The 20,661-nt window shown below is 72.3% G+C and carries 23 protein-coding genes; 2 read left to right on the top strand and 21 right to left on the bottom strand.

Translation table 11 applies throughout. The features are described 5' to 3' along the window. Nucleotides 1–12: 12 nt before the first annotated feature. The 16 genes from ACH4TP_RS11050 to ACH4TP_RS10975 all read right to left on the bottom strand — a co-directional run bounded on the left by ACH4TP_RS11050 (nucleotide 13) and on the right by ACH4TP_RS10975 (nucleotide 14,271). Complete coding sequence (locus ACH4TP_RS11050; RefSeq protein WP_398437125.1) at nucleotides 13–930, bottom strand: glutamate ABC transporter substrate-binding protein; 918 nt, start codon at nucleotides 928–930, stop codon at nucleotides 13–15. A 14-nt stretch (nucleotides 931–944) separates the two neighbouring features. Then, nucleotides 945–1,691 (bottom strand): amino acid ABC transporter ATP-binding protein, encoded by a 747-nt coding sequence (locus ACH4TP_RS11045; RefSeq protein WP_389232990.1) that lies wholly within the window; start codon nucleotides 1,689–1,691, stop codon nucleotides 945–947. A 151-nt stretch (nucleotides 1,692–1,842) separates the two neighbouring features. After that, nucleotides 1,843–2,286, bottom strand: coding sequence for a DUF6278 family protein (locus ACH4TP_RS11040; RefSeq protein ID WP_389232987.1), 444 nt, complete (start codon nucleotides 2,284–2,286; stop codon nucleotides 1,843–1,845). Between the two features lie 68 nt (nucleotides 2,287–2,354). Next, entirely contained in the window at nucleotides 2,355–3,134 is a 780-nt protein-coding gene (locus ACH4TP_RS11035) for an exodeoxyribonuclease III (RefSeq protein ID WP_398437123.1), read from the bottom strand. Between the two features lie 39 nt (nucleotides 3,135–3,173). After that, nucleotides 3,174–3,806, bottom strand: coding sequence for an MBL fold metallo-hydrolase (locus tag ACH4TP_RS11030; protein ID WP_398191385.1), 633 nt, complete (start codon nucleotides 3,804–3,806; stop codon nucleotides 3,174–3,176). 9 nt (nucleotides 3,807–3,815) lie between these two features. Next, nucleotides 3,816–5,072, bottom strand: a complete 1,257-nt coding sequence (locus ACH4TP_RS11025) for an alpha/beta fold hydrolase (protein ID WP_398437121.1) — start codon at nucleotides 5,070–5,072, stop codon at nucleotides 3,816–3,818. A gap of 91 nt (nucleotides 5,073–5,163) precedes the next feature. Next, nucleotides 5,164–5,910 carry an amino acid ABC transporter ATP-binding protein gene (locus ACH4TP_RS11020; protein WP_389232975.1) on the bottom strand — a complete coding sequence of 249 codons (747 nt, stop codon included), beginning with the start codon at nucleotides 5,908–5,910 and terminating at the stop codon, nucleotides 5,164–5,166. After that, nucleotides 5,907–6,797 carry an amino acid ABC transporter permease gene (locus ACH4TP_RS11015; RefSeq protein WP_398437119.1) on the bottom strand — a complete coding sequence of 297 codons (891 nt, stop codon included), beginning with the start codon at nucleotides 6,795–6,797 and terminating at the stop codon, nucleotides 5,907–5,909. Before ACH4TP_RS11015 ends, ACH4TP_RS11020 begins: the two co-directional genes overlap by 4 nt. A 10-nt stretch (nucleotides 6,798–6,807) precedes the next feature. Continuing rightward, a complete protein-coding gene (locus ACH4TP_RS11010; protein ID WP_398191395.1) occupies nucleotides 6,808–7,689 on the bottom strand; it encodes an ABC transporter substrate-binding protein in 882 nt (293 codons plus the stop codon). Between the two features lie 49 nt (nucleotides 7,690–7,738). Continuing rightward, nucleotides 7,739–8,575, bottom strand: coding sequence for an SAM hydroxide adenosyltransferase (locus tag ACH4TP_RS11005; RefSeq protein ID WP_389232967.1), 837 nt, complete (start codon nucleotides 8,573–8,575; stop codon nucleotides 7,739–7,741). A 237-nt stretch (nucleotides 8,576–8,812) separates the two neighbouring features. Continuing rightward, nucleotides 8,813–9,391, bottom strand: coding sequence for a hypothetical protein (locus ACH4TP_RS11000; RefSeq protein WP_398437116.1), 579 nt, complete (start codon nucleotides 9,389–9,391; stop codon nucleotides 8,813–8,815). Next, nucleotides 9,388–10,563 carry an ROK family glucokinase gene (locus ACH4TP_RS10995; RefSeq protein ID WP_389232961.1) on the bottom strand — a complete coding sequence of 392 codons (1,176 nt, stop codon included), beginning with the start codon at nucleotides 10,561–10,563 and terminating at the stop codon, nucleotides 9,388–9,390. Before ACH4TP_RS10995 ends, ACH4TP_RS11000 begins: the two co-directional genes overlap by 4 nt. Before the next feature lie 37 nt (nucleotides 10,564–10,600). Then, complete coding sequence (locus ACH4TP_RS10990) at nucleotides 10,601–11,395, bottom strand: ATP-binding cassette domain-containing protein (protein ID WP_389232958.1); 795 nt, start codon at nucleotides 11,393–11,395, stop codon at nucleotides 10,601–10,603. Next, nucleotides 11,392–12,447 carry an ABC transporter permease gene (locus ACH4TP_RS10985; protein WP_389232955.1) on the bottom strand — a complete coding sequence of 352 codons (1,056 nt, stop codon included), beginning with the start codon at nucleotides 12,445–12,447 and terminating at the stop codon, nucleotides 11,392–11,394. The genes ACH4TP_RS10990 and ACH4TP_RS10985 overlap by 4 nt, the downstream gene beginning before the upstream one ends. Further along, nucleotides 12,444–13,463 (bottom strand): sugar ABC transporter substrate-binding protein, encoded by a 1,020-nt coding sequence (locus ACH4TP_RS10980; RefSeq protein WP_389232952.1) that lies wholly within the window; start codon nucleotides 13,461–13,463, stop codon nucleotides 12,444–12,446. The genes ACH4TP_RS10985 and ACH4TP_RS10980 overlap by 4 nt, the downstream gene beginning before the upstream one ends. 88 nt (nucleotides 13,464–13,551) lie before the next feature. Next, the gene (locus ACH4TP_RS10975; RefSeq protein WP_398191436.1) at nucleotides 13,552–14,271 is read right to left on the bottom strand and encodes a GntR family transcriptional regulator; all 720 of its coding nucleotides are present in this window, start codon (nucleotides 14,269–14,271) and stop codon (nucleotides 13,552–13,554) included. 154 nt (nucleotides 14,272–14,425) lie between these two features. Here ACH4TP_RS10975 and ACH4TP_RS10970 point away from each other — a divergent pair, with 154 nt between their 5' ends. Next, a complete protein-coding gene (locus ACH4TP_RS10970) occupies nucleotides 14,426–15,418 on the top strand; it encodes a Gfo/Idh/MocA family oxidoreductase (protein ID WP_398191407.1) in 993 nt (330 codons plus the stop codon). A gap of 66 nt (nucleotides 15,419–15,484) precedes the next feature. Here the strand turns inward: ACH4TP_RS10970 and ACH4TP_RS10965 are convergent, their stop codons facing one another. The 4 genes from ACH4TP_RS10965 to ACH4TP_RS10950 all read right to left on the bottom strand — a co-directional run bounded on the left by ACH4TP_RS10965 (nucleotide 15,485) and on the right by ACH4TP_RS10950 (nucleotide 19,094). Beyond that, nucleotides 15,485–15,916 (bottom strand): PaaI family thioesterase, encoded by a 432-nt coding sequence (locus tag ACH4TP_RS10965; protein ID WP_398437114.1) that lies wholly within the window; start codon nucleotides 15,914–15,916, stop codon nucleotides 15,485–15,487. Between the two features lie 4 nt (nucleotides 15,917–15,920). Next, nucleotides 15,921–17,099, bottom strand: coding sequence for a cytochrome P450 (locus ACH4TP_RS10960; protein ID WP_398191413.1), 1,179 nt, complete (start codon nucleotides 17,097–17,099; stop codon nucleotides 15,921–15,923). Nucleotides 17,100–17,116: 17 nt separating this feature from the next. Further along, nucleotides 17,117–17,791: a response regulator gene (locus ACH4TP_RS10955; RefSeq protein WP_389232940.1), complete on the bottom strand. Its 675-nt coding sequence runs from the start codon at nucleotides 17,789–17,791 to the stop codon at nucleotides 17,117–17,119. 91 nt (nucleotides 17,792–17,882) lie between these two features. Beyond that, nucleotides 17,883–19,094, bottom strand: a complete 1,212-nt coding sequence (locus tag ACH4TP_RS10950; protein WP_398437113.1) for a sensor histidine kinase — start codon at nucleotides 19,092–19,094, stop codon at nucleotides 17,883–17,885. A 146-nt stretch (nucleotides 19,095–19,240) separates the two neighbouring features. Between ACH4TP_RS10950 and ACH4TP_RS10945 the strand changes: the two genes are divergently transcribed. Beyond that, the gene (locus tag ACH4TP_RS10945; protein ID WP_398191419.1) at nucleotides 19,241–19,462 is read left to right on the top strand and encodes a hypothetical protein; all 222 of its coding nucleotides are present in this window, start codon (nucleotides 19,241–19,243) and stop codon (nucleotides 19,460–19,462) included. Nucleotides 19,463–19,694: 232 nt separating this feature from the next. Here the strand turns inward: ACH4TP_RS10945 and ACH4TP_RS10940 are convergent, their stop codons facing one another. Beyond that, complete coding sequence (locus ACH4TP_RS10940) at nucleotides 19,695–20,627, bottom strand: DMT family transporter (RefSeq protein ID WP_398437112.1); 933 nt, start codon at nucleotides 20,625–20,627, stop codon at nucleotides 19,695–19,697. Nucleotides 20,628–20,661: the final 34 nt, after the last annotated feature.

Raw genomic sequence — 20,661 nt, 5'->3', positions numbered from 1 at the left:
CGGTGGGGGTCCTCAGTTGGCCGGGTAGCGGTCGATGGCGGGCGGCTGCGGGGCGGGGACCCCGGAGAGGCCGAGGGTGGCGTCGTAGGCCTTCTTCCAGTCGCCGTTCCCCTCGTGGGCGGCGACGGCGTCGTCGAGGGCGAGGCGCAGCGCGGTGTCGCCGTGCGGGACGCCGATGCCGTAGGGCTCCTTGGAGAACGGCTTTCCGACGACCTCGAGTTCGTCGGGGACCTTGGCGGCGTAGCCCATGAGGATCGTGTCGTCGGTGGTGACGGCGTCGACCTGGTAGGTCAGCAGGTTGTCCACGCAGACGGAGTAGGTGTCGTAGGCGACGAGTTCGGCCTTCGGGTAGTCCTTCTCGATGCGCTGGTACGGGGTGGAGCCGGCGGCCGAGCAGACCCTCCTGCCGTCCAGGTCCCGGGGTCCGTCGATGTCGTTCTCGTCGGTGCGGACCAGGAGGGACTGGCCGGCCTGGTAGTAGGGGCCGGCGAAGCCGACGAGCTTCTTGCGGTTGTCGTTGATGGTGTACGTGCCGACGTAGTAGTCGATCTGGCCGTTCTGGAGGGCCGTCTCGCGGTTGGCGGAGGCGATGGTGCGGAAGTCGACGCGGGCGGGGTCGAAGCCGAGGGAGGCGGCCATCATCCTGGCGATCTCGATGTCGAAGCCGGAGTAGCGGCCGGTGGCCGGGTCCTTCTCGCCCATGTAGGGCTGGTCCTCCTTGGCGCCGACGACGAGCCGGCCGCGTTTCCTCGCCCGGTTCCAGGTGGCCGAGTCGGGCAGGGTGAAGCCCGACTGGACCTGGTAGACGGGCAGTTGGTCGGGCTGGGGGCCCTTGACGGGCGGGCTGCCCTCCTTGCCGCAGCCGCCGAGCGTCGCCGTCACGGCGAGCAGCAGGGCGAGCGCGGCCGGGGTCCGGTGCGTGCGGTGCATGGTGGCCACCCCGGTCAGTGCGTGAGGATCTTGGAGAGGAAGTCCTTGGCGCGCTCGCTGCGCGGGGCCGTGAAGAACTCCTCCGGCGCCCGGTCCTCGACGATCCTTCCGTCGGCCATGAAGACGACCCGGTGGGCGGCGGAGCGCGCGAAGCCCATCTCGTGGGTGACGACGACCATCGTCATTCCCTCGTGGGCGAGTTGGCGCATGACCTCCAGGACCTCGTTGATCATCTCGGGGTCGAGCGCGGAGGTCGGCTCGTCGAAGAGGAGGGCCTTGGGGTCCATGGCGAGGGCGCGGGCGATGGCGACGCGCTGCTGCTGGCCGCCGGAGAGCTGGGCCGGGTACTTGTCGGCGTGCGCGGCGAGTCCGACCCGGTCGAGGAGTTCGCGCGAACGCCGGTCGGCCTCCTCCTTCTTGCGCTTGCGGACCTTGGTCTGCGCGAGGGAGACGTTCGCGAGGACGGTCTTGTGCGCGAAGAGGTTGAAGGACTGGAAGACCATGCCGACGTCGGCGCGCAGCCGGGCGAGCGCCTTGCCCTCCTCGGGGAGGGGCCGGCCGTCGATGCGGATCTCGCCCGACTCGACGCTCTCCAGCCGGTTCATCGCGCGGCAGAGGGTGGACTTGCCGGATCCGGAGGGGCCGATGACGACGACCACCTCCCCGCGTCCGACCACGAGGTCGATGGACTGGAGGACGTGCAGCGTGCCGTAGTGCTTGTTGACGCCACGCAGTTCGATCAGCGGATCGACGACGGCCATGCGCTGCCCTGCCCCGTTTCTCAGCGGTGTCGCGGTCAGCGCAAACTATTCAGGAGAAAAAGGGACTTCAGGCCCGACACGCATGAAAACGGAATAAGCCGTATTTACTGCAGAAGAGTGCACGGAAGAGTGGAGCGAGGCCCGTGGGTTCTCAGTACTCGGAGGCCTCGGCGTACACCTGGGAGAGCTCCGGCGCGCCGGTCATCGCCCAGTCCAGACCGGCCTCGACGACCTGGATCTCCCGGCCGGAGGCGAGCCGCACCACGGGGCCGCCGCCGGGCCACACCTGCCAGCGGGCGCCCGGCACGTTCCGGACGATCACGGTGCCGAGGTACAGACCGGCGTCGTTCCCGAACCAGGGCAGCTCTTCCGGATCGTTTCGCCAGCGGGGCGGCAGCTGGTCGAGCTCGGCGAGGGAGCGCGGCGTGTCGTCCAGGACCACCCCCGCCTCCCCGACGCGGGAACGCAGCAGCTCGCACTCGGAGAGGAGCTCGGCCACCCCCTCCGGGTCGCGGTCGAAGGCCGCGGCCAGGGGGGAGTCCGCGGGCTCGGGCTCATGCCGCTTTCGCCAGCTGTCCAGAAAGGGGATGTTCATCGGAACAGCGTCGCACCGCCACCCGCGGGTCGGCCATCCGGCGCGCGGTGATCATCCCCCTCTCGCCCTCAGACGTCGAGGTCGACGACGACCGGCGCGTGGTCCGAGGCGCCCTTGCCCTTGCGCTCCTCGCGGTCCACATAGCTGTCGGAGACCGCCTCGGCGAAGGGCTTGTTGCCGTAGACCAGGTCGATGCGCATGCCCTTGTTCTTCGGGAAGCCGAGCGCGCGGTAGTCCCAGTACGTGAAGGGGTGGTCGTACTTGAGGGGGCGGGGGACCACGTCCGCGAGGCCGGCCTCGCGGAGCGCGGCGAGCGCGGCCCGCTCCGGCTCCGTCACGTGCGTGGCGCCCTCGAAGACGGCGATGTCCCAGACGTCCTCGTCGGCCGGGGCGATGTTGTAGTCGCCGAGGACCGCGAAGGGGCGCTCCCCCGCCGCGTCCTCGGCGACGGCCGCCTTGAGCGCCTCCAGCCAGCGCAGCTTGTACGCGTAGTGCTCGTGGGCCACCTCGCGGCCGTTCGGCACGTACACCGACCAGAGGCGGACCGGGCCGCAGGTCGCGGAGACCGCCCGGGGCTCCTCCACGCCCTCGTACTGCGGGCCGCCGGGCAGTCCGGTGACCACGTCCGCGAGGCCGACCCGGGAGATCAGCGCCACGCCGTTCCACCGGCCGGTGGCGTTCACCGCCGCCTCGTAGCCCAGGGCGCGCAGCTCCTCGAAGGGGAACTGCTCGGCGCTGCACTTGGTCTCCTGGATGCACAGCACGTCGGTGCCGCTGCTCTCCAGCCAGGCCAGGAGCCGGGGCAGCCGGGCGGTGATCGAATTGACGTTCCAGGTGGCGATGCGCATGTGCGCAAGCCTACTGGCGGGGTGTGACAGTCGGCGCGATCACACCTCGGCGGAGGTCCCGGAGGACAGCCGCCGGTGGTCGGTGCCGCCGAGCTCGCCGATCTGGCGGTCGTAGATGGGCCGGGCGAGGTCGGTGAGCAGGGCGTCGTGGATGTCGTACGCCCGGCGCGGCTTCACCTCGCGCACGTAGTCGATGACCTCGGAGATCTTGCTCCAGGGGGCCATGACGGGCAGCAGCAGCGTGTCGACGGGGTGGTCGGGCACGGTGAGCGCGTCGCCGGGGTGGAAGACGGCGCCGTCGACGAGGTAGCCCACGTTGGTGATGCGCGGGATGTCCGGGTGGATCACCGCGTGCAGCTCGCCGTGGACCTGGACGTCGAAACCGGCCGCCGTGAAGGCGTCACCGTGCCCGACGGTGTGCACCCGCCCCGGGAAGGCCGCCGAGAGCCGGTCGGCGACGCTGCGCAGCGTCCAGATCTCGGCGGCCGGGTTGGCCTCCAGGGCGGCCCGCAGCCGGCCCTCGTCGAAGTGGTCGGCGTGCTCGTGGGTGACGAGCAGCGCGTCGGCTCCGAGGACGGCGTCCTCCTCGGTGAACATGCCGGGGTCGAGGACGAGCGTGCGGCCGTCCTTCTCGAGCCGCACGCAGGCATGGGACTTCTTCGTCAGCTTCACGCGCCCAGGCTACGCCGGGGGCGTCGTCTCCTCCGCGACGACCCGGGTGATCACCCGCAGCGCGGTCTCGGCGGCGGGGAAGCCGCAGTACGCGCCCGCGTGGAGGACGATCTCGCGGAGCTCCTCGGGCGAGAGGCCGTTGCGCAGGGCGGCGCGGGTGTGGTCGGCGAGGGCCTCCCGATGGCCTCCGGCGATCAGGGCGGTGAGGGTGACGACGCTGCGGGTGCGCCGGTCGAGCCCCTCCCTGCTCCACACCTCGCCCCAGGCGTAGCGGGTGACGAGCTCCTGGAAGGCCCCGTCGGGGTCGTCGGCGAGGGCCTGGTCGACGTGGGCGTCGCCGAGGATCTCGCGACGCAGCCCGAGCCCCTTCTCGTACGGGTCGGGCCGGCCGGCCTCGGCGGGCTCGGCCTCCGGGGCGGCCTGGGCGGGCTCGGCGACGGGGACGGGCGGCACGCGCGGCGGCGGCACGACCAGACCGCCGGTCTCCTGGACGATGCCCGAGAAGTGCTCGGTGAGCAGGTCGGTGACGGCGGCGGGCTGCTCGACGGGGGCGAGGTGCGAGGCGCCGGGGACGACGGCGAGCCGGGCGTCGGCGATGCCGGCGACCAGGGTGCGGGCCTCGGCGGGGCCGGTGACCTGGTCCTCGGAGCCCACCAGGACCAGGGCGGGGATGCCGATGCTGCCGAGGGCCCCCCGGACGTCGAAGACGGCGAGGGCCTCGCAGGCGGCGATGTAGCAGGCCGGGTCGGTCGTACGGACCATCTGGACGGCCCAGTCGACGATGGCGGGCTGCGCGCCGGCGAAGAACGGCGTGAACCACTGCTCGGGGGCTGCGCGGGCCATCGGCTCCAGACCGTTGGTCCGGACGATGACACCGCGCTGCCGGAACTCGTCGGCGGTGCCGAACCGGGGCGAGGTGGCGACCAGGGCGAGGGAGGCGACCCGGTGGGGGGCGCGGAGGGCCAGGTCGAGGCCCACGGCGCCGCCGAGGGAGCAGCCCGCGTAGCCGAAGCGCTGGACGCCGAGCGCGTCGAGCGTGGCGAGGAGCCGGTCGCCGAGCTCGGCGACGGAGGTGAAGGGCTCCGCGGGCGCGCCTCCGTGCCCCGGGAGGTCGAAGCGGACGACCCGCCACTCCCGGACGAGCTCCGGGATCTGCCGGTCCCACATGTGGAAGGTCGTACCGAGGGACGGTCCCAGGACCAGGACCGGGGCGTCCTCACGCCCGTCGACACGGTATTGCAGGGTGTTCGTCGGTGTCTCGCTCACCCGCAAGACCCTCTCATCTCCCGCCCTCCCGCACGGCGCCGGGTCGTCCCTGGCGGTTTCCCGCCACTCCCGGCGCCCCTGACGGTCCGGCCTAGGAACGGTCGAGTGCGCGGGCGAGGAAGCGTCGGGTGGCCGCTTCCCGGGGTGCGGTGAGGACCTGCTCGGCGGTGCCCTGCTCGACGATCACGCCGTTCTCCAGGAAGCAGACCTGGTCGGCGGCGTGCCGGGCGAAGTCCATCTCGTGGGTGGCCATCAGGATGGTCAGACCGCGTTGTTTGAGGTCGGTGACGACGTCCAGGACCTCGCCGACCAGTTCGGGGTCGAGGGCGGAGGTGATCTCGTCGAACAGCAGCAGTTCGGGTTCGGTGGCAAGGGCGCGGGCGATCGCGGCCCGCTGCTGCTGCCCGCCCGACAACCGGTCGGGATGCTCCTTCGCCTTGTCCGCCAGGCCGAGCCGGTCCAGCAGTTCCAGAGCCTTCGCCTCGGCCTGCTTGCGGGGGACGCCGTGGACCTGGCGGGGGGCGAGGGTGATGTTGTCCAGCACGTTCAGGTGCGGGAAGAGGTTGTAGGCCTGGAAGACGATCCCGATCCGCCGGCGGGCCACGTCGGGGTCCAGGCGGGGGTCGGTCAGTTCGCGCTCGCCCAGGTGGACGGTGCCGTCGTCGACGACCTCCAGCAGGTCCACACAGCGCAGCAGGGTCGACTTGCCCGACCCCGAACCGCCGATCAGGCAGACCACCTGGTGCTCGGCCACGTCCAGGTCGATCGACCGCAGCACCAGCCGTGGTCCGTACTGCTTGCGCAGGCCGCGGATGCGCAGCAAAGGCTGGTGGCTCATCGGCCCGTCTCCGCCCAGGTGCGCTGCGCCGCCCGCTGTTGGAGCCGGTCGGCGAAGCGGGTCAGCGGAATGGTCACCGCGATGAACAGCACGGCCGCTCCCAGGTAGGGGGTGTAGTTGAAGTCGTAGTCGGCCTTGATCTGCGCGGCGCGCAGGGCTTCCAGCGGGCCCAGGACGGCGACGAGCGCGGTGTCCTTCTGCAGCGCGATGAAGTCGTTGAGCAGCGGGGGGACGACGTTGCGGACGGCCTGGGGCAGTACGACGTGGCGCAGGGTCTGGCGCTGGTTGAGGCCGAGGGCGCGGGCGGCGTTGCGCTGCGCGGGGTGGACGGAGTTCAGTCCGGCGCGGAAGACTTCGGCGACGTAGGCGGTGTAGGACAGCACCAGGGCGATCACGCCCAGGACCCAGGGCTGGGTCGGGGTGCCCTGCAGTTGCAGGGCGGGCAGGCCGAAGCCGACGAGGAAGACCAGCAGCAGCGTCGGCACCCCGCGGAAGACGTCCACGTACACGGTGGCGGCCAGCCGCAGCGGCTGCAGCCCGGGCGCGCGGGTGACCCGGACCAGGGCGATCAGAAGTCCCAGGACGAGGATGAGGACCTCGGCGACCAGGAACATCTGGATGTTGAGCCAGAAGCCCTTGAGGAGTTCGGGGAACGCGGCGCGCAGCTCGGCGCCGTCCAGGAACAGGCTCCGGACCCGCTCCCAGCCGGGCGAGGCGACCGCCCCCGCCCCCACCGCCACCAGGGCCAGGACGGTGCACAGGGCGGAGGTCCAGGTCTGCCGGCGCTTGCGGGAGCGGCGGAAGCGCCGCCGCTCCCGCTCGTGGTCGCTGGGCTGGTAGGCGTCGTCGTCCGCTGCCGGGGGCGCGGGTGTTTTGGTGAGTTCCACGGCCGGCCCGTTACTGCTTCAGCTCGGGCACGTTCGCCGACGCGGACAGCCACTGCTTGGTGAGCCCGGCGAGCGTGCCGTCGGCCTTGAGGGCGTCCAGGGCCTTGTCCACGCAGGTGGTGTAGCCGCTGTTCTTCGGCAGCAGCAGGCCGAACTCCTCCGGGGTGCCGCCCGCGTAGCCGAACTGGCCCACGATCTTGCCGTTGTCCAGCTCGGCTCCGGCCAGGTAGAACACGGTGGGCGTGTCGGTGACGATCGCGTCGATCTGCCCGTTGGTCAGCGCGGTGACCTCGTCCTTGGTGGTGTTGAAGACGCTCGGCTTGCCCGAGGGCTTGAGCCGTTCCAGCACGGCCTGGTAGCTGGTCGTCGCCACCTGCACGCCGATCCTGGCGTCCTTGAAGGCGCTGAGCGAGGTGGCGCCGGCGAACTTCGAGTCCTTCAGCGTCAGCACGGCCTGGTTGGCGGTGTAGTAGCTGTGGGAGAAGTCGACGGCCTTGGCGCGCTGCGGGGTGATGGAGATCTGGTTGATGTCGAAGTCGTAGGCCTTCGCACCGGGGGCGTAGGAGTGCGCGAACGGCTCGACCACCCACTTGACCTGGTCCTTGGCGAAGCCCAGCTTGCCGGCCACCGCGTAGGCCACCGCGCTCTCGAAGCCCTTGCCGTTGGAGGGGGTGTTGCCGCTGAACCACGGCTCGTAGGCCGGGGAGTCGGTCGCGATCGTCAGCCGGCCGGGCTGGTGCAGGCTCGGGCTGCCGGTGGTGCAGTCGGCGGCCTTGGCGGAACCGGACGCCTTCGGGGTGGTGCTCTGCGGCTGGGGCGCGCAGCCGGCCGCCGCCAGCACGGCGAGGGAGGCGGCGGCAGCGGCCGCGACGGCTATGCGGGTACGGGACATCGGGGGGTCCTTCGGGAGAGGTCCGGGAAAGGGATGTGGGATAGAGATATCAGCTGGTGAGATCGAAGATCTGGTCGCCCTGCCTGAGACCGAACACCTCGGCCGCGGAACCGCCGCGGACCACCAGTTCGGCGAAGCCCACACCGGAGCTTCCGACCGTGATCCCGGGCTCGCCGTAGGGGACGTCGGGCAGCCGGTCGTAACAGCGGACCTCGACATCGCGGCCCTCGTGCCGGTTGTGCACGAGCAGGCCCTTCGCGTCCTCGTAACCGGGCAGTTCGACGGCCGGCAGATCCAGCTTGCAGTTGCCGAAGTTGTCCACCACCGCGATCCGCACCTCACGCGCGGCGGGCGGCTGGACGGCCTCCGTCCGCGCGGGAACCTCACGGCCGTCCGCCAGCCAGCGGGCCAGCAGCGGCACGTACCACAGGCTGCGGAACTGGGTCCGCACCATCTCCTCCACCTCGCCCGGCGCCAGCTCCGCCCACCCCGCGGCCGCCGCCTCCAGCACCTCACGCACATCGGTCACGTGCACCTCGGTGACGCCCAGGTAGGCCGCCAGCGGGGCGAGGACCCGGTGGTTCAGCGTGCTGATGACCAGGTGCTGGCCGTGCCGGAACCAGCAGAACGGCACACCGTTGGGCCAGTGCCCGTCCCGGGGCGCGATGTTGACCAGCACCACCACGGGCTGCGTCGGACCGCCGATCAGGTCCGTGGAACGCAGCAGGTCCAGCAGCGTCAGGGCGGCGGCGCCCTCCGGGTCCGGCCCGGTCAGCGGCAGCACGGTCGGCGTGGCACCGAACAGGGTGGCGATACGGGTGGACTGCCGGGCCAGCGCGTTGGCATCGGCACAGTCGGTGAGGGAGACGACCGGCGGACAAGTCATGGCGGTTCTTCGCCTTCTGTCGGAGTTCTGTCGAATGAGGGCAACAAAAAACGGACCCTCCGTTTCCGGAGGGTCCGTCGCATCCTGTGCGCGCACGGCTTCGCTAGCGAAGCGCCTCCGAAGTTCGGGGCATCATTCGCATCATGGCGAGGGTGGCGGTCTGCTGCATGGACGGGACCATAGCACCGAACGGGAGCGCTGCCACCACCCGTCCACGGAGTGAACACCCGGGTCGACTCAGGGGCTGGTCGTGGAGACCGCGTACACGCGGGGGAAGGCGGGGTCGGTGAGGTCGACGGTGATGTCGGTGCGGGGGCGTGGTTCCTCGCGGGTGACGACGGTGCCGGCCCAGGTCGTGTCGGCGGGGAAGGTCCAGCCGGCGATGTCGGCGTCGCGCTCGCCGACGGTGATACGGCCCGAGGTGAGGGCGGAGCGGGCGGTGCCGGACTCGGCGAGGAAGGCGTCGAGGCCGCCGGCGGTGGTCGTGAACTGGACGTAGAGCCGGCTGGTCTTCCAGTTGCTGGTCTCGTAGTAGGCGACGTCCCAGGCACCGCTGGGGATCGGGATCTCGAAGACGCGGCGCTTCATCAGGGAGGGCCAGTTGTCCTGGAGGCCGGCCGCCGAGGACTCGCGTTCCTTGTCGCGGCCGCTGTCCCGGCTCTGGCCCGCGGAGATGACGAGGTAGCCGGCGGGGATGCCGACGAGGAGCACGATGATGACGGCCGTCAGCCAGCGGCGGCGGATCATGTGCCGGCGGTCCTCGGGCAGCTTGTCCTGCGGTGTGCGGGGCGGGGCGGACGTGTGGGGCAGGGTCATGAAGGGGGGTCCTCGGGGGTACGTGCGGTCCGGCCCGTGGTCCCGTTGCGCAGGGCCTGGGCGTAGCGCTCGTACCGTTCGTAGCGCTCGACGCGGCGCCGGTTGGCGCGGCGGAAGCGGCGGGCGACGAGCCGGGCGAGGTCGGCGGCGCCGACCATGCCGGCCTCGGGGCCGAGCTGGGCGCGGACGATGCGGGCCTCGGGGCGGTAGCCGCGGCCGGTGAGGTGGCGGCGGAAGGCGTCCCTCGCGGGGCCGATGAGCAGGTCGTCGGCGGCGGAGACGCCGCCGCCGATGACGAAGCAGGAGGGGTCGAGGGCGGCGGCGAGGTTGGCGATGCCGACGCCGAGCCACTGGCCGATGTCCTGGAACAGCTCCACGCACATGGCGTCGCCCTCGCGGGCGAGCTCGGTGATGAGGGGGCCGGTGATCTCGGGGACGTTCCCCTTGACCCGTTCGATGATCTCGTACGCGACCGGGGAGTCGGCGGCGGCCAGCTCGCGGGCCTCGCGGACCAGGGCGTTCCCGGAACTGTACTGCTCCCAGCAGCCGCGGTTGCCGCAGGGGCAGCGGTGGCCGCCGGGGACGACCTGCATGTGGCCGAACTCTCCGGCGACGCCGAACTTGCCCCGCTTGACCTGGCCGTCCTCCAGGATGGCGCCGCCGATGCCGGTGCCGAGAGTGATCATGACGAGGTGGTCCTCGCCGCGTCCGGCGCCGAAGCGCCACTCGGCCCAGGCGGCGGTGTTGGCGTCGTTGTCGACCATGACGGGGACGGCGAGGCGGCCCTGGAGGGCGTCGCGGAGGGGTTCGTTGCGCCAGGCGAGGTGCGGGGCGAAGAGGACCCGGGCCCGGTCGGCGTCGACCCAGCCGGCCGCGCCGATGCCGACGGCGTGCACGTCGTGCCGGTCGGAGAGGTCGAGGACGAGTTCGACGATGGTGTCCTCGACGACCTTGGGGCTCTTGGACTTGTCCGGGGTCTCCGTGCGGAGCTTCTCCAGGATGTTGCCGTCGGCGTCGACGACGCCGGCCATCACCTTCGTACCGCCGATGTCGATGCCGACGGTCGGCACCCGGGGCGCCGTCAGGTGGGAGCGCCGCTCCCGGGTCCCGACGGTCCGCAGCACGGTCCCGCGGGCGGCTCCCCGGTGTGCGAGGTCACGGTAGGTACTCATCGGCTCCGATTCTGCCAGGTGGGGTGTCAAGGGGCCGTCATGCGCCGGTCGGCCGCTCCAGCTCGTGGCGCAGGTCCTCCAGCTCGCTGCCGCCCGCCATCTGCCGGGTCAACTCGTCGAGGGTGACGGAGTCCTTGGTGTGGCTCGCCGCCATCGCGCCCCGCTTGAGGAGGACGAAACGGTCGCCGACGAGGTAGGCGTGGTGCGGGTTGTGCGTGATGAGGACCACGCCGAGGCCCTCGTCACGGGCGGCGGCGACGTACTTCAGGACGACGCCGGACTGCTTGACGCCGAGCGCGGCGGTCGGCTCGTCGAGGACGAGGACCTTGGCGCCGAAGTGGACGGCGCGGGCGATGGCCACGCACTGGCGCTCGCCGCCGGAGAGGGTGCCGATGGGCTGGTCGACGTCCCGGAGGTCGATGCCCATGCGGAGCAGGGCCTCCCTGGTCGTCGTCCGCATCTGCTCGACGTCGAGGCGCTTGAAGGGGCCCTTGCCCTTCGTGGGCTCGGAGCCGAGGAAGAAGTTCCGCCAGACCGGCATGAGGGGGACGACGGCGAGGTCCTGGTAGACGGTGGCGATGCCCCGGTCGAGGGCGTCGCGCGGGTTGGCGAGGGTGACCTCCTCGCCCTCGATGCGGAAGGTTCCGGCGTCGTGCCGGTGGAGACCGGCGACGATCTTGATGAGGGTGGACTTGCCGGCGCCGTTGTCGCCGAGGACGCAGGAGATCTCGCCCGCGCGGACCTCCAGGGAGACCCCTTCGAGGGCGCGGATGTTGCCGTAGTACTTGCTGACCTCGGTCAGCTCCACCAGCGGAGCGGTGTCGGTCGTCACTTGGTCGCCTCCACGCGCTTGCGGATCCAGGCGTTCAGCAGGGTCGCCAGGAGGAGCATCGCCCCCAGGAAGAACTTGAACCAGTCGGGGTTCCACTCGGCGTACACGATGCCCTTGCTGGTCATGCCGAAGATGAGGGCGCCGACCGCCGAGCCGATGGCCGAGCCGTATCCGCCGGTGATCAGGCAGCCGCCGATGACGGCCGCGATGATGTAGATCAGCTCGTTGCCGACGCCTTCGCCCGACTGGACGACGTCGAAGGAGAACAGCAGGTGCTGGCCGGAGATCCAGGCGCAGAAGGCCACGCCCATGTAGAGGCCGATCTTCGTGCGGTAGACGGGCACGCCGACCGCGCGGGCCGCGTCGGCTCCGCCGCCGACCGCGAAGATCCAGTTGCCGAAGCGGGTGCGGAGCAGGATCCAGGTGGCGAGGGCGACGAGGGCGAACCACCACAGGATGGTGACCTTGAACTCGACGCCGCCGATCGTCGCCTCGGAGGCGAAGAGCTTCCGGGCGGAGGGGAAGCCCTCCATGTCGGCGATGGTCTTGGTGGAGACGGTGCCGCTGATCAGCTTGGTGAGGCCCAGGTTCAGGCCGGTCAGCATGAGGAAGGTGCCGAGCGTGATGATGAAGCTGGGCAGCTTGGTGCGGGTCAGCATGAAGCCGTTGAAGGCGCCGATCGCCAGGGTGACGAGCAGCGAGACGCCGACGCCGACCCAGACGTTCGCCGTCATCTGGTAGCTGAACATCGAGGAGACCAGCGCGGAGCTGGTGACCAGGACGCCGGCGGAGAGGTCGAACTCGCCGCCGATCATCAGCAGGGCCACGGGCACGGCCATGATGCCGATGGTGGAGGCCGCGTAGAGGACGGTGCCGAGGCTGGAGGGCTTGAGGAAGCTGTCGGCGACCACCGCGAAGAAGGCGAAGACGGCGATCGCGCCGACGACCGAGCCGAGCTCGGGGCGGGCGAGCAGCTTCTTCAGCGGGGTGGTGCGCAGGAGTCGTTCGTCGACGTGGTCGACGCCGTCCGAGGTCGGGGCGGTGGAGCTCATCGGGTGCCCCGATCCGCGTACTGCTTCAGCGCGGCGGCCTGGTCCTTGGTGATGATCTGGGGGCCGGTCAGGACCGGCTTGCCGCCGCCGAGGACGTCGGCGTTGTATCGGTAGAGCCAGAGCAGGTCGACGGCCTCGTACCCCTGGAGGTAGGGCTGCTGGTCGACGGCGAAGCCGAGGGTGCCGGCCTCCAGGGCGGTCGCGACCTTGGCGTTGAGGTCGAAGGTGTCGACCTCGGCCTTGCTGCCGGCGCTCTTCGCGGCCTGGACGGCGGTGTCGGCGAAGGGGGCGCCGAGGGTGACGACGGCGTCGACGTCCTTGTCGGACTGGAGCTTGGCCTCGATGGAGGCCTTGACGTCGGGCATGTTGGTGCCGTCGACGTACAGGTTCACCAGCTCGCCGTCGAAGGTCTTCTTCACTCCGGCGCAGCGCTGCTCGTGGCCGACGTTGCCCTGCTCGTGCAGGACGCAGAGGGCCTTCTTCCTGCCGCGCTTGTCGAGCTCCTCGCCGACGGCCTCGCCGGCGACGGTCTCGTCCTGGCCGATGTGGGTGAGCGCCCCGTAGGCCTTGGACTGCTCGGCGCCCGAGTTCACGGTGATCACCGGGATGCCGGCCTTGACGGCCTTCTCGACGGCGGCCTTCATGGCGTCGGGCTTGGCGAGGGTGACGATGAGTCCGTCGACGCCCTTGGCGACGTACGAGTCGATCAGCTGCGCCTGCTGCTGGGCCTCGTCGTTGTGGGCGTACAGGAAGTTGATGTTGTCCTTGGCGGCGGCCTGCTTGGCGCCCTTCTGGACGATGTCCCAGAAGGTGTCGCCGTCACCGGAGTGGGTCACCATGGCGAAGGTCCACCGGGGGGTGTCGACGGCCGCCCTGCCCTGGGCCTCGGCGGCCTTGCGGGCGTCCTCCGCCCGCTTTCCGCCGGTGCTGCTGCACCCGGCGAGCGCCGCGGTGAGTGCGAGGGCGAGCACGGCGCCGACTGCGGCGCGTGCCCCTCCTGTCCGAAGCCTGGTCACGGGACCGTGCCCTCCTTTGTGTCCTTCTGCGTGCATTGCAGTATCGGTCATGCGGGTCTTGGCACTGGTGAGGGGGCCCCTGGAGTGGCTACGGACGGACCATCAGCTGGAACTCGAAGGAGTAGCGGGCGGCCCGGTAGAGATGGGAGCCGTACTCGACGGCGCGCCCGGTGTCGTCGAAGGTGACGCGCTCCATGGTGAGCAGCGGGGCGCCCTCCGGTTCGTCGAGCAGCGCGGCCTCCCCGGCGGTCGCGGCGCGGGCGCCGACGACCTGCCGGGCGCTGTGCAGGGTGAGCCCGGCGGAGCGGAGCACGCGGTAGAGGCCGGTGGTCTCCAGCTGCCCGGTGTCGGGCGCGACGAGCCCCGTGGGCAGGTGGTTGCGCAGGTACGCCATGGGTTCGCCGTGCGCGGTACGGAGCCGTTCGAGGTAGCGCACCTCGGTGCCCTCCGGTACGCCGAGGGCGGCGGCGACCGGTCCCGCGGCGGGTTCGAGGCGGTTGACGAGGACGCGGGTGGCGGGGCGCTGCCCGGCGGCGGCGAGGTCGTCGTACAGGCTGCTGAGCTCCATCGGGCGGCGGACCCTGCGGTGCACGACCTGGGTGCCGACGCCCCGGCGGCGGACCAGGAGGCCCTTGTCGACGAGGGTCTGGATGGCCTGGCGGACGGTGGGCCGGGAGAGGCCCAGACGGGTGGCGAGGTCGATCTCGTTGCCGAGGAGGGTGCCCGGGGCGAGCGTCCCGTTCTCCACGGCGCTCTCCAGCTGCTGGGCGAGCTGGAAGTAGAGCGGGACCGGACTCGTGCGGTCCACGGAGAGCGGGGGCAGGGGGGAGCCGGACTGCTTGGGCACGGGGGGAGCGTAGCCCGGGGTGCTGAGGACAGGAAGCTTGATGACGGGAAGTCGTGACGTCCGGATGTCCTGACAAATCCTTGACAGTCGGGTCGCCCGCCTCCACGGTGGGGCCATGCGCATCGGACTGATCGGTACGGGACGGATCGGGAGCTTCCACGCGGGTGTGCTGGCCCGGCACCCGGAGGTCGAGTCGCTGGTGGTGGCGGACGCGGACCCGGTTCGGGCGGCCGGGGTCGCGGGGGCGCTCGGCGCGGAGGCGGCGCCGGACGTGGACGCGCTGCTCGGGCACGCCCTGGACGCCGTGGTGATCGCCTCGGCGACGGCCGCGCACGCGGAGCTGATCGCCCGCGCCGCCGGGGCGGGGCTGCCGGCCTTCTGCGAGAAGCCGATCGCCCTGGACGTGCCGGGGACCCTCGCCGCGCTCGACGCGGTGGAGGAGGCGGGCACGGTGCTCCAGCTGGGGTTCATGCGCCGCTTCGACGCGGGCTACCGGGCGGCGCGCGAGGCGGTGCGGTCGGGGCGGCTCGGTCGGCTGCACACCGTGCGGGCCGTGACCTCCGACCCGGAGCCGCCGCCCGCCGCGTACCTGCCGCTCTCCGGCGGTCTCTTCCGCGACTGTCTCGTGCACGACTTCGACATCGTCCGCTGGGTGACCGGGCGGGAGGTCGTCGAGGTGTACGCGACGGGCTCGGACGCGGGCCCGGTGATGTTCCGGGAGGCGGGGGACGTGTCCTCGGCCGCCGCGCTCCTCACCCTGGACGACGGCACGCTGGTGACGGCGACCGCGACCCGGTGCAACGGCGCCGGGTACGACGTCCGGATGGAGCTGGCGGGCGAGCGGGACCAGATCGCGGTGGGCCTGGACGACCGCTCCCCGCTCGCCTCGGTGGAGCCCCAGGGCCCTCCCGCCCCGGGCAAGCCCTGGCCGGGCTTCCTGGAGCGGTTCGCCCCCGCGTACGAGGCGGAGCTCGACGCCTTCGTACGCCTGGTCCGCGGCGAGACCCCCAACCCCTGCGACGGCCGGGAGGCCCTCGCGGCGCTCCGCATCGCCGAGGCCTGCGAGCGCTCGCGACGGGAGCGGCGGCCGGTTCCGGTCCCGCACTGATGCCGGGGCGGCGGCCGGTGCGGCTCACCGGGGCCGGTCCAGCCGGCTGAGGGCGCCGTGCCCTGTTCAGCCGGCTGAGAGCACCGTGCCCTGGGCGACCGCGCACAGTGTCTCGGTGCCCTGCTCGTCGACGGTCGACAGGTCGCAGCGGACCACCGCCTGACGCCGCCCGGCGTGGACCACCTCCGCCCGGGCGCGCAGCACGCCGCCCGTGGCGGGCCGGACGTACTGGATGGAGAACCCGGCCGTCAGCACGGCCGCGCCGAGCTCGGCGCCCGCGGCGAAGGTGATCGCGTTGTCCGCCGCGTACGAGAGCACGCCGCCGTGCAGGAAGCCGTTCTGCTGTCTCAGCTCGTCGCGGTGGTCCACCTCCAGGACCGCCCGGCCCGCGCCGAATTCGGTGAGGCGGGCGCCGACGAGCCGGCTGAACGGCTGCGCGTCGAGGACCTTCCGGGCGAGGTCGAGGTCGAGGTCGAGGGCGGGGGTCTGGTCGCTCAAGGGTTCACCACCGGACGGGGAGACGACGGGTCCCGCGCATGAGCATGCCGGGCAGCCATTCCAACGAACCGGCCTCCGCGTCGAGTTCGAGGCCGGGGAAGCGGTCCAGGAGCGTCCGGAGGGCGATCCTTCCCTCCAGGCGGGCGAGCGGGGCGCCCAGGCAGTAGTGGATGCCGTGGCCGAAGGCGAGGTGGCCCTTGGTCTCGCGGCGGATGTCGAAGCGGTCGGGTCCGGGGAAGCGGACCGGGTCCCGGTCGGACGCGCCGATCCCCACGATGACGCTCTGCCCCGCCGGGATCACGGTGTCGCCGATGGTCACGGCCTCCCGGGTGACGCGGAAGGTGGCGGTCTCCACCGGACCGTCGTACCGCAGGGACTCCTCGATCGTCCCGTCGAGGAGGTCCGGGTCCGCGCGCAGGGCGGCGAGCTGCTCGGGGTGGGCGAGCAGGTTGCGGACGGTGTTGGAGATCAGGTTGACGGTGGTCTCGTGGCCGGCGATGAGCAGCAGGTAGGCCATGGCGCGGAGTTCGGGCCCGGAGAGCCGGTCGCCGTCCTCGGCGCGGGCGGCGATCAGACCGGAGAGCAGGTCGTCGGCGGGTCCCGCGGCCCGCTTGTCCTCGATGAGCCCGTCGAGGTAGCCGCCGAAGCCCTCCAGGGCGTCGAGGATGCCCCGCTCGCCGGTCGGGGTGACGAGCTCGTTCGACCAGCCGCGGAAGGTGTCGCGGTCCTCGGCGGGGACGCCGAGGAGCTCGCAGATGACGGTGATCGGCAGCGGGAACGCGTAGGCGTCGACGAGGTCGGCGCGGCCGGCCGGTTCCATGGCGTCGGCGAGCTCGTGGGTGAGCCGCTCGATGCGGGGGCGCAGGCTCTCGACCCGGCGGCCGGTGAACTCGGCCGTGACCAGGCGGCGGAGCCGGGTGTGGTCGGTGCCGTCCGCCGAGAGGAGGTGGACGCCGATGACCTCCTCCTCCGGCGGCCGTACGCCGATGACGGACGGGGACTTGGCGAGCCGCGGATCGGCGAGCGCCGCTCGCGCCTCCTCGTGGCCGACGACCAGCCAGAACTGGAAGCCGTCGGGCAGCCGCACCTCGTGGACGGGACCTGCTTCACGGAGTTTCGCGTAGTAGGGGTACGGGTTCGCGGTGAAGTCCGCGCCGTACTCCCCCAGTTCGATGACGGACATCGAAGCAGACTATCCGACTAGTCGTTCTCGTCCGCGTCGACGAGGCCCGCGTCATGGACGAGCAGCGCGATCTGGACACGGTTGTTGAGGCCGAGCTTGGCGAGGATCCGGGAGACGTGGGTCTTGACCGTGGGGACGCCCATGTACAGCTCGGCGGCGATCTCGGCGTTGGACCGGCCGTGACCGACGGCGACGGCCACCTCCCGCTCCCGGTCGGCGAGTTCGGCGAGGCGGGCGGCGGCCGTCGTCCGGCGCGGCTGCTCCGGCTGCCGCTCCACGACGTGGGTCATGAGCTGGCGGGTGACGGCCGGGGAGAGGACGGGGTCGCCCGCGGCGACCCGGCGGACGGCGGCGACGATCTCGGCGGGCGGGGTGTCCTTGAGGACGAACCCGGCGGCACCGGCCCGCAGGGCGCGCAGCACCTGCTCATCGGCGTGGAAGGTGGTCAGGACGACGACCTCGGGGGCGCCGGGGAGGGCGCGGAGGCGCTCGGTGGCCGTGAGGCCGTCCACCTGGGGCATCCGGATGTCCATGAGGACGACGTCCGGGGCATGCCGGGCGACGAGCTCGGGCACCTCGCGTCCGTCGGCTCCCTCACCGACGATCTCCAGGTCGTCGGCACCGCCGAGCATGAGGGTGAGGCCCGCGCGGACCAGGGGGTCGTCGTCGACGATCAGCAGCCGGATGGTCATGGGGGCCACGGTAGCCGCGCATGCGACACGACCGGCCGGGCGGTCATGTCGGCCACGGGCGGACGCGGGCATGGCGGGATCGGCCGGGCGGTCATGCCGGCCACGGCAGCCAGGCGTGCAGGGCGAATCCGCCGTCGGGGGTCGGGCCGTGTTCCATCCGGCCGCCGGCGAGGGCGGCGCGTTCGGTGAGGCCGATGAGGCCCTGGCCGGAGCCGGGGACGTGCGGGACGGGTCCGGCGGGGGCCGGGTTGTGGATGTCGACGGTGAGGCCTTCGCCGGGGCGGCCCCGGACGGTGACGGTGACCGTGGTGCCGGGGGCGTGCTTGCGGGCGTTGGTGAGGCCCTCCTGCGCGATGCGGTAGACGGTGCGGCCGGTGGCGGCGGGCACGGCGGCCGGGTCGTCGACGGTGGAGTCGAGGACGACGTCCGCACCGGCCTCGCGGGACTCGTCGACGAGCGCGTCGAGGGTGACGAGGGTGGGCTGGGGCCGGTCGCCGTCGCCGTTCTCGCCGGGCGCGCGCAGGACGCCGATGATCTCGCGGAGGTCCTGGAGGGCTTCGTGGGCGCTGTCGCGGATGACTCCGGCCGCCCGGGCGATCTGCTCGGGCGGGGCGTCCGGCCGGAACTCCAGGGCTCCGGCGTGCACGCTGAGCAGGGTGAGCCGGTGGGCGAGGACGTCGTGCATCTCGCGGGCGATGGCCTCGCGGGCGAGCCGCTGGGCCTGGGCGGCGCGCAGTTCGGCCTCGGCCTCGGCGCGGCGGGCCCGTTCCCTCAGGGCCTCGACGAGCTGGCGCCGGGAGCGGACGAGCATGCCCCAGGCGGTGACGAGGAGGATGAAGACGAAGCCGATGGCGAGGGCGAGGCCGACGTTGATGGTGGGGTCGGGGCGGACGAAGACCTGGGTGACGGAGGCCGCGAGGGCGAGCGCCCCGATCCAGGCGACCTCACGGAAGGGACGGCGAACCGCGACGCTGAACAGGCTCGCGAGGACGGCGCCCGCGGCGACCGGGGCGACGGCACTCACCAGGCAGAGGCCGACGGCGAGTCCCACGGGCCACCGCCGGCGCAGCCAGAGGGCGCAGCAGGCGGCGGCGCCGGCCAGCTGGTCGAGGAGGGAGACGGTCCCGCTGGTGTACTGCGCGCTGGCGTCGGCGGCGAGGAGCCCCACGAAGGCGGCGAGGAGGAAGAGCGAGGTGTCCACGATCCAGTCGCGGACGGTACGGCGGGGTCGGGCCGCCCCGTTCCCGGCCGGTGCGACCAGGTGGGAGGGGAACAGCCAGCGCTGCCGGTCCGTACGAGTCATGTCCGCAAATGTACGCAGGCCGGGGGCGGTCCAGCGGCCGTGCGGGCGGTCGCGCTACGGGAGTCGCGCGGGTCGATACTTTGGTATCGGCCGGCATGGACGGGCGGCGGACGCGACGGGGCGGCCGGCCCGTTCATGATCGGCTCATGAAGAAGATTCTTGAGGGCATCGGGGGACTGCTGCTCGTGGCCGGCGTCGCCGGGGTGATCCGCGAGCTGACCGGCGGCTGGTTCCCCTTCATGGGCCTGACCCGGTTCCTCACGGAGAACGTGGGGTTCCTGGAGGGCCGGGAGCTGTTCGCGAACATCGTCGTCGCGGTCTTCGGACTGGTCCTCGTGATCGGGGCCGGCCGAATAGCGCAGGACTGAGGTGGCGGGGCGAGGACCTGCCGGACGTCCCTGCCGGACGGGCCTACCGGGGCCCGTTCCTACCGGGGCCCGTTCCTACCGGGGCCCGTCCCTACCAGGGCCCGTCCCTACCAGGGCCCGTCCCTACCAGGGCCCGTCCCTACCGGAGCCCGTCCCTACCGGAGCCCGTCCCTCCGAGGCCGTCCCTCCAAGACCGCCCCTACCCGGGCCCGGTTCCTCCCGAGGCCCGTCCCTACCCGGCGTCCCGGTCCGTGGCGCGGCGGCCCCAGCTCGTCCCCGCGAGGACCAGCGCGGCGCCCGCGATGCCGAGGGTGCCGGGGCGGTCGCCGGCGAGGGCGATGCCCGCGGCGGCGGCCCAGAGCGGCTCCGTGCCGAGGAGGAGGCTGACCCGGGACGGCGAGGTGCGGCGGACGGCCCACATCTGCACGAAGAAGGCGAAGAGCGTGCAGAAGACGGAGAGGAAGAGCAGCCCGGCCCACTCGCGCGGGCCGAAGTCGAGGGCCGCGGCCCAGGGCGTGGCGCCGGTGCCGGGGAAGGCGGCGATGACGGCGAACACGGCGACGGCGGAGCCGAGCTGGACGGTGGTGAGGGAGAGCGAGTCGGCCGACCGGACCGCCTTGATCCGGGACATGGCGAGGACGTGGACGGTACGGGCGAGGGCGGCGAACAGCATGAGCAGATCGCCGAGGGAGGGGGCGGTGAACCCGCCGCCCTGGGTCAGCAGCACGACACCGGCGACGGAGAGCGCGGCGGCGGCGAGGAAGGCGCGGGGAGGGGCGACGCGGGTGACGGCGGCCTCGGCGAGCGGGGTGAAGATCATGGTGAGGCTGATGATCAGGCCCGCGTTGGTGGCGGAGGTCTGGACGACGCCGTACGTCTCCAGGAGGAAGATCCCGCCGAGGATCAGCCCGAGGGTCGCGGCACCGCGCCACTGGGCGGCGCCGAGGGCCCGGAGCCTGCGCCACCCGGCGGCGACGAGGACGGGCAGGACCACGGCGAACCGCAGCACGAGGACCGCGATGACGGTGTGGCCGGTGGTGATGCCCTTGGCCGCGAGATAGCTGGCGCCCCAGACGACGGCGACGAGCAGGACGGGCAGGTCGGTGAGCCAGGCCCGGCGCGGGGCGCCGAGGGATACGGGTGCGGCGATCGACGAGGCTGACATCGCGGGCCGGTTCTCCAACGGTAGGGGCGGGGTG

The organism is Streptomyces sp. NPDC021012 (genome assembly GCF_044333355.1).
Classification (GTDB): Bacteria; Actinomycetota; Actinomycetes; order Streptomycetales; family Streptomycetaceae; genus Streptomyces.
The sequence above is the reverse complement of the archived record's forward strand: the minus strand, read 5'-3'. Positions and strand labels throughout refer to the sequence as shown.